Origin of the sequence: Burkholderia sp. 22088 (assembly GCF_052045915.1) — a bacterium.
GTDB classification, from domain to species: domain Bacteria; phylum Pseudomonadota; class Gammaproteobacteria; order Burkholderiales; family Burkholderiaceae; genus Burkholderia; species Burkholderia cepacia.
This window is the reverse complement of sequence record NZ_JBQEPY010000019.1, coordinates 86,867-103,371: the sequence shown is the minus strand read 5'-3', so window position 1 is coordinate 103,371 and position 16,505 is coordinate 86,867. Positions and strand designations below refer to the sequence as shown.

Annotated in this window: 12 protein-coding genes; 6 read left to right on the top strand and 6 right to left on the bottom strand. The window is 68.5% G+C overall.

The window, feature by feature from the left end:
• Positions 1-80 precede the first annotated feature (80 nt).
• Entirely contained in the window at positions 81-1,613 is a 1,533-nt protein-coding gene (locus tag ACTJLD_RS31405; protein WP_176115225.1) for a DEAD/DEAH box helicase, read from the top strand.
• 193 nt (positions 1,614-1,806) lie between these two features.
• On the opposite strand, the gene gluQRS is transcribed toward ACTJLD_RS31405, so the two are convergent.
• Positions 1,807-2,700 (bottom strand): tRNA glutamyl-Q(34) synthetase GluQRS, encoded by an 894-nt coding sequence (gluQRS, locus tag ACTJLD_RS31400; RefSeq protein ID WP_440660576.1) that lies wholly within the window; start codon positions 2,698-2,700, stop codon positions 1,807-1,809.
• 22 nt (positions 2,701-2,722) lie between these two features.
• Complete coding sequence (locus ACTJLD_RS31395; protein WP_440660574.1) at positions 2,723-3,577, bottom strand: sulfurtransferase; 855 nt, start codon at positions 3,575-3,577, stop codon at positions 2,723-2,725.
• A gap of 216 nt (positions 3,578-3,793) precedes the next feature.
• On the opposite strand from ACTJLD_RS31395, the gene dnaE reads away from it, so the two are divergent.
• The 3 genes from dnaE (at position 3,794) to ACTJLD_RS31380 (ending at position 10,089) form a co-directional block, all read left to right on the top strand.
• Positions 3,794-7,327, top strand: a complete 3,534-nt coding sequence (gene dnaE, locus ACTJLD_RS31390) for a DNA polymerase III subunit alpha (protein WP_027786819.1) — start codon at positions 3,794-3,796, stop codon at positions 7,325-7,327.
• A 306-nt stretch (positions 7,328-7,633) separates the two neighbouring features.
• Positions 7,634-8,722 (top strand): glycosyltransferase family 9 protein, encoded by a 1,089-nt coding sequence (locus ACTJLD_RS31385; protein WP_059697960.1) that lies wholly within the window; start codon positions 7,634-7,636, stop codon positions 8,720-8,722.
• Positions 8,723-8,910: 188 nt separating this feature from the next.
• Positions 8,911-10,089, top strand: coding sequence for a glycosyltransferase family 9 protein (locus ACTJLD_RS31380; RefSeq protein WP_059618946.1), 1,179 nt, complete (start codon positions 8,911-8,913; stop codon positions 10,087-10,089).
• A 155-nt stretch (positions 10,090-10,244) separates the two neighbouring features.
• Here the strand turns inward: ACTJLD_RS31380 and ACTJLD_RS31375 are convergent, their stop codons facing one another.
• The 3 genes from ACTJLD_RS31375 to ACTJLD_RS31365 all read right to left on the bottom strand — a co-directional run bounded on the left by ACTJLD_RS31375 (position 10,245) and on the right by ACTJLD_RS31365 (position 13,380).
• Positions 10,245-11,525, bottom strand: a complete 1,281-nt coding sequence (locus ACTJLD_RS31375; protein WP_027786822.1) for an O-antigen ligase family protein — start codon at positions 11,523-11,525, stop codon at positions 10,245-10,247.
• Between the two features lie 135 nt (positions 11,526-11,660).
• Positions 11,661-12,503, bottom strand: a complete 843-nt coding sequence (locus tag ACTJLD_RS31370; protein ID WP_440660571.1) for a glycosyltransferase family 2 protein — start codon at positions 12,501-12,503, stop codon at positions 11,661-11,663.
• A 124-nt stretch (positions 12,504-12,627) separates the two neighbouring features.
• On the bottom strand, positions 12,628-13,380 hold the full coding sequence (locus ACTJLD_RS31365) for a glycosyltransferase family 2 protein (protein WP_440660569.1): 753 nt from the start codon (positions 13,378-13,380) through the stop codon (positions 12,628-12,630).
• A 253-nt stretch (positions 13,381-13,633) separates the two neighbouring features.
• Between ACTJLD_RS31365 and msbA the strand changes: the two genes are divergently transcribed.
• Together msbA and ACTJLD_RS31355 are read left to right on the top strand one after the other, a co-directional pair.
• Positions 13,634-15,385, top strand: a complete 1,752-nt coding sequence (gene msbA / locus ACTJLD_RS31360) for a lipid A export permease/ATP-binding protein MsbA (protein ID WP_034195746.1) — start codon at positions 13,634-13,636, stop codon at positions 15,383-15,385.
• Between the two features lie 94 nt (positions 15,386-15,479).
• Positions 15,480-15,860 (top strand): RcnB family protein, encoded by a 381-nt coding sequence (locus tag ACTJLD_RS31355; protein ID WP_059688858.1) that lies wholly within the window; start codon positions 15,480-15,482, stop codon positions 15,858-15,860.
• A gap of 56 nt (positions 15,861-15,916) precedes the next feature.
• Here ACTJLD_RS31355 and ACTJLD_RS31350 read toward each other — a convergent pair whose 3' ends face one another.
• Positions 15,917-16,483 (bottom strand): FUSC family protein, encoded by a 567-nt coding sequence (locus ACTJLD_RS31350; RefSeq protein ID WP_440660643.1) that lies wholly within the window; start codon positions 16,481-16,483, stop codon positions 15,917-15,919.
• Positions 16,484-16,505: the final 22 nt, after the last annotated feature.

Sequence of the window (16,505 nt, the reverse complement as noted above, 5' to 3'; positions counted from 1 at the left end):
CAGCGTTCGCATTGAACCGGTCCCAAGCGCCAGAGCGGCGCCGCGCGGCGCGCCGCGGCTCCGTCTATTTCCGAATTGTGATGAGCGCAGGCCCGGCTGGCCTGACGCACGATGTCCCCGCCGCGCCTTTTGAGCGAAACGCCACCATGTCCGATTCTGTCGCCAAGCCCGTCGACGCAACCTTCGATCAATTCGGCCTTGCCGCCGATATCCTGAAAGCCATTGCGGAGCAGGGCTATACGACGCCGACGCCGATCCAGGCGCAGGCCATTCCGGTCGTGCTCGCCGGCCGCGACGTCATGGGCGCCGCGCAAACGGGCACCGGCAAGACCGCGAGCTTCTCGCTGCCGATCATCCAGCGGCTGCTGCCGCAGGCCAACACGAGCGCGTCACCGGCGCGCCACCCGGTGCGCGCGCTGATCCTCACGCCGACCCGCGAACTCGCCGACCAGGTCGCCGCGAACGTGCACGCGTATGCGAAGCACACGCCGCTGCGCAGCGCGGTCGTGTTCGGCGGCGTCGACATGAACCCGCAGATGGCCGAACTGCGCCGCGGCGTCGAGATCCTGATCGCGACGCCGGGCCGCCTGCTCGACCACGTGCAGCAAAAGACGGCGAATCTCGGCCAGGTGCAGATCCTCGTGCTCGACGAAGCCGACCGGATGCTCGACATGGGCTTCCTGCCCGATCTGCAGCGCATCCTGAACCTGCTGCCGAAGGAGCGTCAGACGCTGCTGTTCTCGGCCACCTTCTCGCCGGAAATCAAGAAGCTCGCGTCGACCTACCTGCGCAACCCGCAGACGATCGAAGTCGCGCGCAGCAACTCGACGAACGCGAACGTCACGCAGATCGTCTACGACGTCGCCGAAGGCGACAAGCAGGCGGCCGTCGTGCAGCTGTTGCGCGATCGCGGGCTCAAGCAGGTGATCGTGTTCTGCAACAGCAAGATCGGCGCAAGCCGGCTGGCGCGCAATCTCGAGCGCGACGGCGTGGTCGCGTCGGCGATCCACGGCGACAAGACGCAGATCGAGCGGATGCAGGCGCTCGACGCGTTCAAGCGCGGCGAGATCGAGGCGCTGGTCGCGACCGACGTGGCCGCGCGCGGCCTCGACATCGCCGAGTTGCCCGCCGTGATCAACTTCGACCTGCCGTTCAGCGCGGAAGACTACGTGCACCGGATCGGCCGTACCGGCCGTGCGGGTGCGACGGGCGACGCGCTGTCGCTGTGCAGCCCGAACGAGCGCAAGCAGCTCGCCGATATCGAGAAGCTGATCAAGCGTCCGCTCGAAATGCAGACGCTCACGCTCGACAAGCCGGCGCGCCATCGTCACGACGAGCGCGGCAACGAGCGCGGCGGCGAACGGGGCGGGCGTCGCGAACGCGACGAACATCGCGGTGCGTCGGGACGCCGCCCGGGCAGCTCCGAGCGCGGTCATCACCGTCGCCACGAAGCGCCGGTCGACGATTTCTTCCTGAAGCCGTACGAGCCGTCGGCGCCCGCGAAGCAGCGGGACGACGCGCAGCCTGCGCAGCAGCCCGAGAAGAAGGGGCCGAAGCGTCAGGTCGCCGCGCTGCTCGGCGGGTTCGGGATGCCGCGCAAGCCGTCGGCGTAAGCCTGGCGGACGCGACGGCGCGGCGCGCGAGCGCTGCGGGAAAAGCGGGTGCATGCGATGAGCATGTGCCCGTTTTTCATTGGGGGCGCGGTTCGATGGTGGAGCGGAAGAAGGCGCTTGGCGCCGGCGGAGAGCGATGCAAGCGGCACCCGGCGGGCGCGCGTTCGGCGCGAAACCGGCGCGAAACCGCGCGTCAGCCGGCCTGCGGCCCGAAGCGCGTCGCCCACGCGGCCGTTGCGGCTGCGTAGAACGCATCGAGAGTCGTGCCTGCGAGCGCGCCGGCCGGCGCGAGGCCCAGATGCGCGGCCGCAGCCTGCAGTGTCGGCAGCGGATTGTCGCGCTCGAGCGCGGTCGCGCCCGTCTGCTTGCTGAGCTTTTCGCCGTTCGCGTCGACCACCACGGGCACGTGCAGGTATCGCGGGGTCGGCACGCCGAGGCAGTGCTGCAGGTAGATCTGGCGCGCGGTCGAGTCGAGCAGGTCGGCGCCCCGCACGACGTGCGTGATGCCTGCATCGGCATCGTCGACGACGACCGCGAGCTGATACGCCCATTGCCCGTCCGCGCGTTTCAGCACGAAATCGCCGACTTCGGTCGCGAGGTTCTGCGTTTGCGCGTGCTGCCAGCGATCGTCGAACGTGACGATCGCGGCGGCGCCGTCCGGCACGCGCAGCCGCCACGCGCGCGCGGGCTTGCCGTGCAGGCCGGTGCGGCAGGTGCCCGGATAGGCGAGCGTCGTGTGGCGCTCGTGCGCGGCGCGCAGCGAATCGGCGATTTCCTTGCGCGTGCAGCCGCACGGATAGACGAGCCTGGCCGAGACGAGCCGTTCGAGCGCGGCCGTATAGGCTGCGTCGCGGGTGCTTTGCCAGACGGGCGGCTCGTCGGGCGTCATGCCGAAATGCGCGAGTGTCGCGAGGATGTCGTCGGCCGCGCCGGGTACCGTGCGCGGGCCGTCGAGATCCTCGATGCGCACGAGCCATGCGCCGCCGTGCGCGCGCGCGTCGAGCCAGCTCGCGAGCGCGCCGACCAGCGAGCCGAAGTGCAGCGGGCCGGTGGGCGACGGCGCGAAGCGGCCGCGATAGGCGCTCATCGGGGCGCGGGGCGGCGCGCGGTCAGGCTGCGCTGGCTGCCGGTGCGCAGGCCGGGCACGACCGGCCGGGCACGTAGCTCGGCGATTGTTGTGCTTCCGGCGTGACGACCGCGCGGCACGCGAAGCACGTGACGTTCTCGGTGGGCTGGAGTTGCGGATTCAGCGCGGTGCGGTAGTCGAACACGAAGCAGTCGCCGTGATAGTGCGCGCCGCCGACTTCCTCGAAGTATTTCAGGATCCCGCCTTCGAGCTGGTACACGTTCTCGATGCCGATGTCCTTCATGTGGATCGCGGCCTTCTCGCAGCGGATGCCGCCCGTGCAGAACGACACGACCGTCTTGCCTTCGAGGTCGGCGCGGTTCGCGTCGATCACTTCCGGGAATTCGCTGAACTTGTCGATCCGGTAGTCGAGTGCGTTGTCGAACGTGCCGACGTCGACTTCGAATGCATTGCGCGTGTCGAGCATCACGACCGGGCGGCCCGTGTCGTCGTGGCCGCGGTCGAGCCACGTCTTCAGCGTGCGCGCGTCGACGAACGGCGCGCGGCCGAGTTCCGGCTTGATCGCCGGTTTCTTCATCGTGATGATCTCGCGCTTCAGGCGCACGAGCATCCGGCGGAACGGCTGCGAATCGGACAGGCTTTCCTTGAACTGCAGCGATGCGAACCTGCCCTCGAACAGCGGATCGTGACGGATGTACGCGATGAATGCGTCGGCGGCGTCACGCGTGCCGGCGATGAACAGGTTGATGCCTTCCGGCGCGAGCAGGATCGTGCCGCGCAGGCCGAGTTCGTTGCAGCGGGCGGTGACGAGCGGGCGCCATTGCTCGGTCGCGTCGAGCGACACGAAGTGGTAGGCGGCGAGGTTGACGATGGTCATGATGGTCCGACGGGAAAACGGCCGCACGGCGGCCCGCAAAAAAGGGTGCGAAGCCGGGGCGTTGATTCGAAAAACCGTATTATCCCGCAAACGGCGCGGGCACCGGTACCTGGCCGATCGGCCAACCGCGCGACGCGTCGCCGCGCGCATCGGCCGAACGGCCAAAGCGGGCATTTTTTGGGCAGCCTGCGCGGCGGGGCGGCTACAATAGCGCCCATGTCAGATCCCCGCTTCGTCCATCTTCGCGTTCACTCCGAATTCTCGATTGCCGACGGCATCGTGCGCATTGACGACATCGTCAAGGCGGCGGCCGCGGACGGTCAGGGCGCGCTCGCGCTCACCGATCTCGGCAACGCATTCGGCCTCGTCCGTTTCTACCAGGAAGCCCGCGGCAAGGGCATCAAGCCGATCGCCGGCTGCGACGTCTGGATCGCCAATCCCGACGACCGCGACAAGCCGTCGCGGCTGCTGCTGCTCGTCAAGGACAAGGTCGGCTACCTGAATCTCTGCGAGCTGCTGTCGAAGGCGTGGCTCACGAACCAGTACCGCGGCCGTGCGGAACTCGACGCGAGCTGGCTCGACGGCGAGCTCGCGCAGGGGCTCCTCGCGCTGTCGGGCGCGCAACAGGGCGATATCGGGCTCGCGTTTGCCGCGGGCAACGAAGAAGCCGCGCGCCGTCACGCCGAGCGCTGGGCGAAGGTGTTCCCGGGCGGCTTCTACATCGAGCTGCAGCGTTACGGCCAGCCGGGCGCCGAGGCGTACATCCAGCAGGCCGCGACGCTCGCCGCGGCGCTGAAGCTGCCGGTCGTCGCGACGCACCCGACGCAGTTCATGACCGACGACGATTTCACCGCGCACGAAGCGCGCGTGTGTATCTCGGAAGGCGACATCCTCGCGAATCCGCGGCGCCAGAAGCGTTTCACGACCGACCAGTATTTCCGCACGCAGGACGACATGGCCGCGCTGTTCGCCGACCTGCCGTCGGCGATCGCGAACACGGTCGAGATCGCGAAGCGCTGCAACCTGAAGCTCGAGCTCGGCAAGCCGAAGCTGCCGCTGTTCCCGACGCCGGACGGCATGTCGCTCGACGACTACCTCGTCCAGCTGTCGAAGGAAGGGCTCGAGACGCGTCTCGCGCAGCTGTATCCGGCCGAAGCCGAACGCGACGCGCAGCGCGACACGTACTACAAGCGCCTCGAATTCGAATGCGGGACCATCACGAAGATGGGCTTTCCCGGCTACTTCCTGATCGTCGCGGACTTCATCAACTGGGCGAAGAACAACGGCGTGCCGGTCGGCCCGGGCCGCGGCTCGGGCGCCGGTTCGCTGGTCGCGTACGCGCTCGGCATTACCGATCTCGACCCGCTGCGCTACAACCTGCTGTTCGAGCGTTTCCTGAACCCGGAACGCGTGTCGATGCCCGACTTCGACATCGACTTCTGCCAGCACGGCCGCGATCGCGTGATCCAGTACGTGAAGGAAAAATACGGCGCGGACGCCGTGTCGCAGATCGCCACCTTCGGCACGATGGCCGCGAAGGCGGCCGTGCGCGACATCGGCCGCGTGCTCGACCTCGGCTACATGTTCACCGACGGCATCGCGAAGCTGATCCCGTTCAAGCCGGGCAAGCACGTGACGATCGCCGACGCGATGAAGGAGGAGCCGCAGCTTCAGGAGCGCTACGACCACGAGGACGAAGTGCACCAGCTGCTCGACCTCGCGCAGCGCGTCGAGGGTCTCACGCGTAACGTCGGGATGCACGCGGGCGGCGTGCTGATCGCGCCCGGCAAGCTGACCGATTTCTGCCCGCTGTACACGCAGGGCGACGACGGCGGCGTGGTCAGCCAGTACGACAAGGACGACGTCGAAGCCGTCGGCCTCGTGAAGTTCGACTTTCTGGGTCTCACGACGCTGACGATCCTCGACTGGGCCGAGCGCTACATCCGCCGCCTCGATCCGTCGAAGTCCGACTGGTCGCTCGCGCAGGTGCCGCTCGACGATCCCGCCTCGTTCCAGATCCTGAAGAAGGCCAACACGGTCGCCGTGTTCCAGCTGGAAAGCCGCGGGATGCAGGGCATGCTGAAGGATGCGCAGCCCGACCGCTTCGAGGACATCATCGCGCTCGTGTCGTTGTACCGTCCGGGCCCGATGGACCTGATCCCGAGCTTCTGCGCACGGAAGCACGGCCGCGAGAAGGTCGACTATCCGGATCCGCGCGTCGAACCCGTCCTGAAAGAGACCTACGGCATCATGGTCTATCAGGAGCAGGTGATGCAGATGGCGCAGATCATCGGCGGCTACTCGCTCGGCGGCGCGGACTTGCTGCGTCGCGCGATGGGCAAGAAGAAGCCCGAGGAGATGGCCAAGCATCGCGAGATCTTCGCCGAGGGTGCGGCGAAGAACGGCCTCACGCGCGAGAAGTCCGACGAGATCTTCGACTTGATGGAGAAGTTCGCGGGCTACGGCTTCAACAAGTCGCACGCGGCTGCCTACGCACTGCTCGCGTATCACACCGCGTGGCTGAAGGCGCACCATCCGGCCGAATTCATGGCGGCCAACATGACGCTCGCGATGGACGACACCGACAAGGTGAAGATCCTGTTCGACGATTGCATCGTGAACAACCTCGCCGTGCTGCCGCCCGATATCAACCAGTCGCATTACCGCTTCGAGCCGGTCGCGGAAGCCGACGGCAAGCGCTCGCGCACGATCCGCTACGGCCTCGGCGCCGTGAAGGGCAGCGGCCAGAACGCGATCGAGGAAATCCTGCGCGCCCGCGAGGAAAAGCCATTCACCGACCTGTTCGACTTCTGCGAGCGGATCGACCGGCGCGTCGTCAACCGCCGCACGGTCGAGGCGCTGATCCGCGCCGGCGCATTCGATTCGCTGAATACGAACCGTGCCCAGCTGATCGCGTCGGTACCGCTGGCGATGGAAGCGGCCGACCAGGCCGAGGCGAACGCGATGCAGGCCGGCCTGTTCGACATGGGCGCCGAATCGCCGCACGCGCATGCGCTCGTCGACGAGCCCGCGTGGGACGACAAGCGCCGCCTGCAGGAAGAAAAGGGCGCGCTCGGCTTCTACCTGTCCGGCCACCTGTTCGACGCGTATCGCGACGAGGTGCGCCGTTTCGTGCGGCAGAAGGTCGGTGACCTGAAAGAAGGGCGCGACAAGCTCGTGGCCGGCATCATCGCTTCGCTGCGCACGCAGATGACCCAGCGCGGCAAGATGCTGATCGCGCTGCTCGACGACGGCTCGGGCCAGTGCGAGATCACGATCTTCAACGAGCAGTTCGAGGCGAACAAGGCGCTGTTCAAGGAAGACGAACTGCTGATCGTGCAGGGGCAGGCGCGCAACGATGCGTTCACGGGCGGCATCCGCTTCACGGCCGACACGGTGATGGATCTCGAACGCGCGCGCAGCCGTTATGCGCAGGCCGTACGGCTGACGATGAACGGCAACGCCGACGCGGCCGCGCTGCGCCGCGTGCTCGAGCCTCACGTGTCGAAGGACGATCCCGCGGCCACGGCTGCGGTCGAGGCGCCTGCACCGCGCGGCGGCGGGCGCGACGGCGGCCGCCGTCCGCAGGCGCCGCTGCCCAACGGGCTCGCGGTGCAGGTTCACTACAGCAACGCGCGGGCTCAAGGCGAAATGCGCCTCGGCGACGCATGGCGCGTGAAGCCGAGCGACGTGCTGCTCGCGGAGCTGCGTGCGGCGTTCGACGGCAGCGTCGTCGAAATCACGTACTGACCGCGCTTCAGCCGAAGGCTGTCGCGCCACGCGGCCCGCCGCATCGCCATCGTGCGGTGCGGCGGGCCGTTTTGCATGTTCACGCAAGCGGGTCTTGGGCTGGCCATCCGGACGCTATACAATCCGGCGCTGGCCGCACGAACGCGGCGCCGATCGCCGCTCGTCCGGCGGGTGGCGCCGGTATCGCGCGCATGAACGGGGGCGGATCCGTGCGGCGAGCGGCAATATGCGACAAGGCCGTCCCGGAACCGGATGCGGGGAAATGGCCCGTCGCGACAACAATGAACTGACAGTCACCACATGACCATGGCCAATGGGAACCCGCCGCAGCGGATCCTCGTGATCCGGATCGATTTTTTGGGCGACATGCTGTGCACGACGGCGTTTCTCGGTGCGCTGAAGGAGCGCTGGCCCGGCGCGGAACTGCATGTGGTCGCGAACCGCTACAACGCGGCCGCGCTGGCCGGAAACCCGGACGTGGACGTGATCCACACCTACGTGTACAGCCGCCAATGCGAACGCAACGACCGTCCCGGGCGGATGCGTGCGTTCTTCGACCGGCTGCGGCTCGTGCGTCGCCTGCGCCGCTTGCGGTTCGACCTCGTGGTCGTGCCGAACGGCGGCATGCATCGCAGCAGCATGCAGTTCGCGCGCCAGATCGGCGCGAAGGATTGCCGCTGGCACGATGCCGAGACCGAATTCGACGATCGCAAGCCCGAGCATGTCGCGCAGCGGCCGATGTGCCATGAGGCGCTGTCGGGTTTCCGGCTCGTGCCCGAGCTCGGCCGCGCCGATCTCGACCGTCTCGAGTTGTCGGTCCATCCCGACCGCGCGCTGCAGGACGCGTGGCATCGGCTGCTCGGCGCGCGCACGAAGCCGCGGGTCGGGCTGTTCGTGACGAACAAGGCGGCCGAGCGCCGCTGGCCCGCGGATCGCTGGCACGACCTTGCCGAGCGGCTTGCGCCGAGCGTCGACGTGATCGTGTTTCGCGACCCGGCCGTGGGCCATGCGCCCGAGGACGACTCGTGGCGCGACGTGAGCGCCCGCCATGTCGCGCCTTCGTCGGTCGCCGAGCTGGTGGCGGCCGCGAGCCTGCTCGATGCGATCGTCTCGGCCGACAGCGCCCCCGTGCACCTCGCGTCGGCGCTCGGCGTGCCCGTCGCCGCGCTGTTCGAGGATCGTCCCGAGAAATACCTGCGCTGGCATCCGCTCGGTGTGCCGCACGTGATCCTGCGCGCCGGCGCGACCGTCGACGCGATCGGTGTCGACGCGGTCGAGCGCGCGGTGCGTCATCTGCTGCCGCAGGCCACCCATCGCGACGAACCGCTGGCCGACGCAGCCCACCCGCGGCCGGCTGCCGTTGTTGCGACGCCGGTGATCCTGGCGGCCTCGTAGCGTCACGGGCGTCACGGGCGTCACAAGCCTCCGCGTGCGGCACCGGCGCGCGGTGCGCCTGCCGGGCATCCCTCCATGAGCAGGGCCGTATCAGGGCCGCCGCGCGGCCGATTCGCCAGGCCGCGCCGGCTGCTGCAAAATCCTGTACATTGCCAGCCTTGTTCAGCCAGCCGGATACCTCAATCGCCGTGGCCCTGTTTTCTTCCGCCCGCCCGCCCAGAACCATCCTCGTGGCCGCGCCGCGCCGTATCGGCGACGTGCTGCTGACGACGCCGCTCGTCCGTTCGCTGAAGGCCCGCTGGCCGGATGCGCAGATCGACATGCTGGTGTTCCGCGGCACCGAAGGCGTGCTCGAGCACAATCCGGACGTGCGGCACGTGATCGTCGTCGCGCAGCGCGCGGGCTTCCGCGAGCGGTTGCGCGACGCGTTGTCGATGTGGCGCCGCTACGATCTTGCGTGCGCGGCGCTGAGCTCCGACCGGCCGCGCTTCTACAGCTGGTTCGCGGGCCGCAAGCGGGTGGGCCTCGTCGATCCGAACCGCGTGACGTGGCTCACGCGGATGATGCTGAACGGGATCGCGATCAATCATCACGAATCCGCGCATACGGTCGTCAGCACGCTGGCACTCGCGCCGGTGATCGGCATCGAGCCGGTGTCCGAGGTCGTCGCACCCGGCATCGGCGACGATCCGGCACGGCGTGCGCGTTTCGACGCGTGGCTCGCCGAGTCGCCCGCGATCCGCGCCGGCAAGCCGCTGGTCGTGCTGCATCCGTATCCGATGTTCCGTTACAAGCAGTGGCGGCTCGACGGCTGGGTCGAGATGATCGGCTGGCTGCGCGAGCACGGCTATGCGGTCGCGCTGTCGGGCGGCCCGGCCGACAGCGAGCGCGAGTATGCGGAGCAGGTCGCGGCCGAAGCGGGCGGCGACGTGCTGAACCTGGTCGGACGCCTGACGTTCGGCGAAAGCGCCGAACTCGTACGGCGCGCACGGCTCTTCATCGGGCCCGACACCGGCGCGACGCACGTCGCGGCCGCGACCGGCACCGACACGATCGCGCTGTTCGGTCCGTCCGACCCGGTGCGCTGGGGGCCGTGGCCGCAGCACTGGCCGGCGACCGAGAATCCGTGGCCGCTGCGCGGCTCGGGGCGGCACGGGAACGTGTGGCTGCTGCAGGGGGAGGGCGATTGCGTGCCGTGCCGGCACGAGGGCTGCGAGCGCAAGGTCGACAGCCGCAGCGACTGCCTCGTCAATCTCGGTGCGCAGCGCGTGAAGGCCGCAGCGGCCGAGATGCTCGGGCTGAATCCGCCGGGCCCGGCCGCGGTCACCGTCGATACGTCACGGCTGCATCGCGCCGGCTCCGACTGACGCGCGGGCGGCGCACGCCGTTCTTTTTTGTCGTTCTGGATGGCCTGTTTCGCGACGGGCCGCGCCGAACGCGCGCAGCCCGGTCGCTTCGACGGCGGGTGCCGCCGCCGCCGAAGTCGGTCGGCAGCACGGCGCAGGCCGCCGCGCGTTAAGCGTTACGCACTGCGCCGGATCGCCGACGTCTCGCGCGGCAGCGCCTCGCCGCGCTCGCCGCAGCCGAGCAGGATACCGGCCAGCAGCACGATCAGGTGCCCTTCGGCGAAATCGAGCAGCAACGAATTCGCGAGACTGCCGATCGCGAAGATCGCGAGCCAGGCGAGCAGCAGATGCCGCGAGCGCGGATCGAGCGCGCGGCTGCCGCGTGCGATCTGCACGATCAGGTTGATGAACAGCAGCAGGCCGAGCGTCCCGAGCTGCACGGCCATCAGCAGGTATTCGTTGTGCGGGTTCGATGTCAGCTGGCCTTCGGCGGCCGTCTTGCCGGCCGTGAGTTTCTCGAATTCGAATTCGAGGCCGCCCGCGCCATAGCCGATCAGCGGGCGCTGGCGATACAGTTCGAAGCCCTTCTTGTACCACTCGAGGCGCAGCCCGGTCGACGTCGCCGCATCGCTCTGCCGATACTGCTGCACTTCCGACACGACCTTGACGAGCCGGCCGTTGTGAACCGTGCAAGCCGCGACTACCAGCGCGATGCCGGCCAGGACGAACACCCCGGCGACGAGCCCCGCGCGCAGCGCCGACCGGCGGCGCAGCAACAGCACGAAACGCACCGCGACGACGAGGATCAGCAGCAGCGCGATGACTTGCCCGGTGCGCCCCTGCAGCATCACGAAGACGTTCACCAGCGACCACGCGGCGATGGCGGCGCAAGCGACGCGCGACAGCGTCGTGCGCGCCGACAGCGCGAAATCGGCGGCCTGGTAGAACAGCAGCGCGCCGAACATGCCGGCGGCGATGTGGTTCTTGAACACCCATGCGCGCGACAGCGGCAGCTGGGTCGCATGCGCGGGCCCGATCGCGGTCAGCCCGAGATAGTTGGTCGTCGACAGCAGCAGGATGACGCACAGCGTGGCGAACCAGCAGCGCTGCACGATCGGCGCCCAGTTCGAATGACGGAACGCGACCACGGCAAAAGGCAGCAGCAGCAGCTTGTCGTATTTGGCGACCCAGTTCCACGCCTTGGCGTGCGGCGCAACCGTATAAGTGACGCTGACGGCCAGCGCGGCGAGGATCAGCAGTGCCGCGAGCGAAGCCTGGTCGGTGACCAACGAGCGCAGGTCACGCCAGAATTCGGGGGAGATGACGAGCGCGGCGGCGAACAGCCCGCAGAAGACGTTGGTCAGCGCGGTCGAGACCGGCACCATGCAGAGCGCGGCAACGGCGAAGGCGCGGGCGGCGGTCAGGCGCCGCGTGGCGGGAGCGGAAAACGAAAGCATCGGAACCTGTCGAATGGACGAATGCGGCTTGCGGGCATCGTGCTGCGCGCCGCGCGCCCCGGCGGGAGAGCCGGGACGAACGGCGCAGAGTATACGCGAAGCAGGGGGCGTTTCCGTGCTGTTTTCGGGGCCCGATCAGCTGAACGCGCGCTTGATCCGCGAGCGCAGCAGCGCGCGCTTCAGGCGTCCTTCGATGGCCGGCGTGTCGAGCGCGACGCGCGTGCCGGCCGGTTCGCCGCGATGCAGGTAGTAGCGGTCGAACGTCGCCTGGGTCATGCCCCATTTGTTGAGGAACTGGCGGCGGCCGTCGTTCTTGACGATCTTGCCCGTGCTCTTCTGCTGGAAGTGGTAGACGAGGCTGTCGCCGGCGCCGATGAAGATCCGGCAGCCGGCGTCCCAGAATTTCATCGAGAAATCGTTGTCGCTGCTCATGCCGGGCGACAGTTCGCTGCTGTAGCCGCCGATCCGGTTCCACCAGTCGCGGTGCACGAGCGTCGGCGGCCAGGTCGAGCCGAGCCAGTCCGCGCGCGCGAGCTTCGGGGCCGCCGCGACGAGGCTCGCCGCATCGAAATGTTCGGCGTCGCGGCCGAAATTGCTGACCACGACGCACGGGTTGCGCGTGTCGACCGGCTCGATCATCGTGCCCGACAGCATGAACAGGTCGGTCGGCATCTGTTCGATGCGGCGCACGAGCGCCGTGTCCCAGCCGGGGCAGCAGAACATGTCGTCGTTCATGTAGACGACGTAGTCGCGGGTCGCGCGCGCGGCGGCCCAGTTCACCGCGTGGCAGATGCCGATGTTGGTCGGCGACGCGGTATGTTCGATGCCTTCGCTGCGCACCCAGTCGAGCGTGCCGTCGGAGCCGTCGTTCACGTGGACGATGATCTGGTGGTCGTACGCGGAGTGGCGGCGCAGGCTGTCGACGACGAGCTTGAGGTACGGCAGGTTGTTCCAGGTCGGAATGATGATGGAGAACATGGCGGTCGGATTCGGTGGTCGTCGTGGCGGGCGGCGCGCGGCGCCGCCTGTCGGGCGAGCGGGCACGCGCGGCGCGGGCAGCCCGGCATTGTAACGCCGCGCCGGTCGCGTGCCGGGCGGGCGCTCAGCGCGCCCGTTCGTGGCCGAGCTTCAGGAACCGGTAATACACGGTTTCCGCGTTGAACACGGCGATCATGAAGCCGGCGCGGCCGTCGAGGAAGCCGCGCCGCAGCACGTAGGTGCGCACGAACGCCCAGGTGCCGCGCGCGAGCGCCTTGCCGAAGCCGCCGCGCTGGCCGGCCGCGCGGCGCTGGCGCGCGCCGGCCGTCGAATACGCGTCGAGCTTGCGCACGACGGTTTCGAAATCCTCGTACGAGTAGTGCATCAGCTTGCCGGACAGGCGCTGCGCCGCGCCATCGAACACGAGGCGCTCGTGCACGAGATCGTCCGAGAAGCGCGCGCAGCCGCGCCGGAACAGGCGCGGCACCCAGTCCGGATACCAGCCGCTGTGATGGATCCACTGGCCGCAGAAGCTCGACAGCCGGTCGAGCGCGTAGACCTGCGCGTTCGGTGCGCGGATCGTGTCGCGGATCGACTGCGCGAGTTCAGGCGTGACGACTTCGTCGGTATCGAGGGACAGGATCCAGTCGGTGTCGAGCGCGTCGAGCGCGCGGTTCTTCTGCGGGCCGAAGCCCGGCCAGTCGCGCTCGACGATCACGCGCGCGCCGTGCGCCTGCGCGATCGCGACGGTATCGTCGGTGCTGCCGCCGTCTATGACGACGACGTCATCGGCGAACGACAGCGCGGCAAGGCACTGCGCAAGCCGCGCGGACGCATTGAGGGCGATGAGGGCGACGCCGAGGGAGGGTTCAGCCATGAAATCGTCGGAAAGGCGGAGAAAACGGTGAGCGGCAGTATACCCGCGGGCCGGCCGCCGGCCGCCGGCCGCGTCGGCCCTGCGTCGGCCCCGTGTCGGCCATGACCGTGCCCGCCGGGGCGGTGCGGCTATAATGTTGAGCCCTTTTCGGCACCCGCCCGACAGGGGCGACCTCCCGGGCGGCCATGCCCGGGCGCCGCTTCGCGGCTCAAGAAGGATTGCCTTGGAAACCCAGAACACTCTTCGCAAACCGATGGACGGCACGGGCACCTCGCCCGTGACGGTCCTCAAGCGCCTGTGGCCGTACATCCGGCCGCTGATCGGCATCGTGGTGCTCGCCGTGATGACGATGGGCGTCGTCGCGGCCACCGAGGCCGGTATCCCGGCGCTGCTCAAGCCGCTCCTCGACCACGGCTTCGGCGCGCACGGCAGCGACCGTGCGAAATGGTACGTGCCGATCGCGGTGATCGGCCTCGCGCTCGTGCGCGGCGTGTCCCAGTACACGTCGAATTACCTGCTCAACTACGTATCGAACCGCATCCTGCTGCAACTGCGGCTCGAGATGTTCCAGCGGATGATCCATACCGGCGCGTCGTTCTTCCAGCGCGAAACCGCGAGCACGGTGATCAACGCGATCGTGTTCGAGGTCAACCAGATCCTGTCGGTGCTGACGGGCGTGATGGTCACGCTGGTGCGCGATTCGCTGACGGTGATCTTCCTGCTCGGCTACCTGTTCTACCTGAACTGGCGGCTCACGCTGATCGTCGCGGTGATCCTGCCGGGCATCGGCTGGCTCGTCAGCAAGATCAACCGCCGCCTGCGCCGCCTGAACCGCGAGCACCAGACGCTGACCAACGAGCTGTCGTACATCGTCGAGGAGACGGTCGGCGGCTACAAGGTCGTCAAGGTGCACAACGGCGAAGCGTACGAGATCGACCGCTTCACGCAGATGAGCAAGCGCCTGCGCGGCTACGCGATGCGCATGACGGTTTCCGGCGGCCTCGCTCAGCCGCTCACGCAGTTCCTCGCGTCGATCGCGCTCGCGGTCGTGATCACGATCGCGGTCGTGCAGTCGTCGAACGACCAGACGACGGTCGGCGGCTTCGTCGCGTTCGTCACGTCGATGCTGCTGGTGATCTCGCCGCTCAAGCACCTGATCGACGTCAACCAGCCGCTGCAGCGCGGGATGACGGCCGCCGAGCTGATCTTCGGGCTGATCGACGAGCCGGCGGAGCCGCAGGGCGGCGGCCGGCTGTTGCCGCATGCGCGCGGCGAGATCGAGTTCCGCAACGTGTCGTTCGACTACGGCGCGACCGAGCGGCCGACGCTCGACCGCATCTCGTTCAAGGTCGCGCCGGGTGAAATGATTGCGCTCGCGGGGCCGTCCGGCAGCGGCAAGACGACGCTCGTGAACCTGCTGCCGCGCTTCTTCGACCCGACCGACGGCGCGATCCTGGTCGACGGCGTGCCGGTGGCCGACTACGACCTCCACGCGCTGCGCGGCCAGATGGCGATGGTCAGCCAGGACGTCGTGCTGTTCAACGACACGATCGCCGCGAACGTCGCGTACGGGCAGACGCCCGACCGCGCGCGCGTGCAGGCCGCGCTCGAGGCCGCGAACCTCGCCGACGCGGTCGCCGCGATGCCCGACGGGCTCGACACGCTCGTCGGCGGCAACGGGATGCGGCTGTCCGGCGGCCAGCGCCAGCGGCTCGCGATCGCGCGTGCGATCTACAAGGACGCGCCGATCCTGATTCTCGACGAAGCGACGTCGGCGCTCGACTCGGAATCGGAGCGCCACGTGCAGGCCGCGCTCGAACGGCTGATGGAAGGCCGCACGACGCTCGTGATCGCGCACCGGCTGTCGACGATCGAGCGCGCAGACCGCATCCTCGTACTCGAGGCCGGCAAGATCGTCGAAGAGGGCAGCCACGACGAATTGCTGCGCCACGGCGGCCTCTACGCGCACCTGCACCGGATCCAGTACCAGCAGCAGGCGGCGTAACGCGCGGTTACGTAGCCGCGCGATACCGTGTGCTAGTCTTCATCGGGCAGTTCGAGTGGTTTCGTTCGACGTGACGACACGGAGGGAACGCACGATGAAGAAGATGCACGGGATGATGCTGGCCGCGGTGATCGCGGCGGGTTTCGCCGCACCGGCCGCGATGGCGCAGGACCACGACAACCACCACGACCAGGGCGGCCACGGCATGCAGCGCGGCCACGGCCCGAAACATATGCCGCCCGGCCAGATGCGTCATGAGGACGACGTGCCGCCGCGCTGGGCCGACCAGCCGCGCCGCGAGTGGCACAAGGGCGACCGGCTTCCCCCCGAGTTCCGCGATCGCCAGTACGTGATCGACGACTGGCGCGGCTATCACCTGAGCCCGCCGCCGCGCGGTTATCAATGGGTCGGCGTCGGCGGGGATCACCTGCTGGTGCAGATCGGTTCCGGCATCGTGCTGCGGATCGGCGGCTGACCTTGCCGCTCGCCCGGCGCGTATCGCGATGCCGCGATGCGCGCCGGGCAGCCGCGTCACTTTGCCGCTGCGTGGCGGAACCAGCGGCGCTCGATTCTCGACATCACCCAGCACACGCCCAGCGCACACACGGTGCCGAGCGTCACTTCACCGAGCCGCATCAGCGGAACGTCCCACAGCGGGCCGTTGCCCGGAAACAGCAGCACGATCGTCGCGGTTACGCCGCCGAGCCGTGCCGCGCTGCCGACGTTCAGACACCAGCAGCAGACGATCACGACCGCGACGGTAATCGCATACGCGACGAGGCGGTCGCCGCCGAGTGCCGCACCGGCGAAGCCGAGCACGCCGCCGACCATCGCGCCGATGAACTGGTCGCGCGACAGCGACATCGTGTCCGAGTAGTTGTGCTGCGTGACGGCGATCGCGGTGATCGCCGCCCATACGGCCTGCTCGGTATGCAGCGCGTGGCCGATCACGTAGGCGAGGCACGCGCTGCACACGGCCTGCAGCGCCATCAGCCCGCCTTGCGCGAGCCGTTCCCCGAATGACAGCCCCTTGAACAGATCGAAGATCGACTGCTGGATCTGCTGGCGGGCTTCGTTGAGTGTCCTGATCGTATCCATCATGCGTTGACCTGGAAGCGGG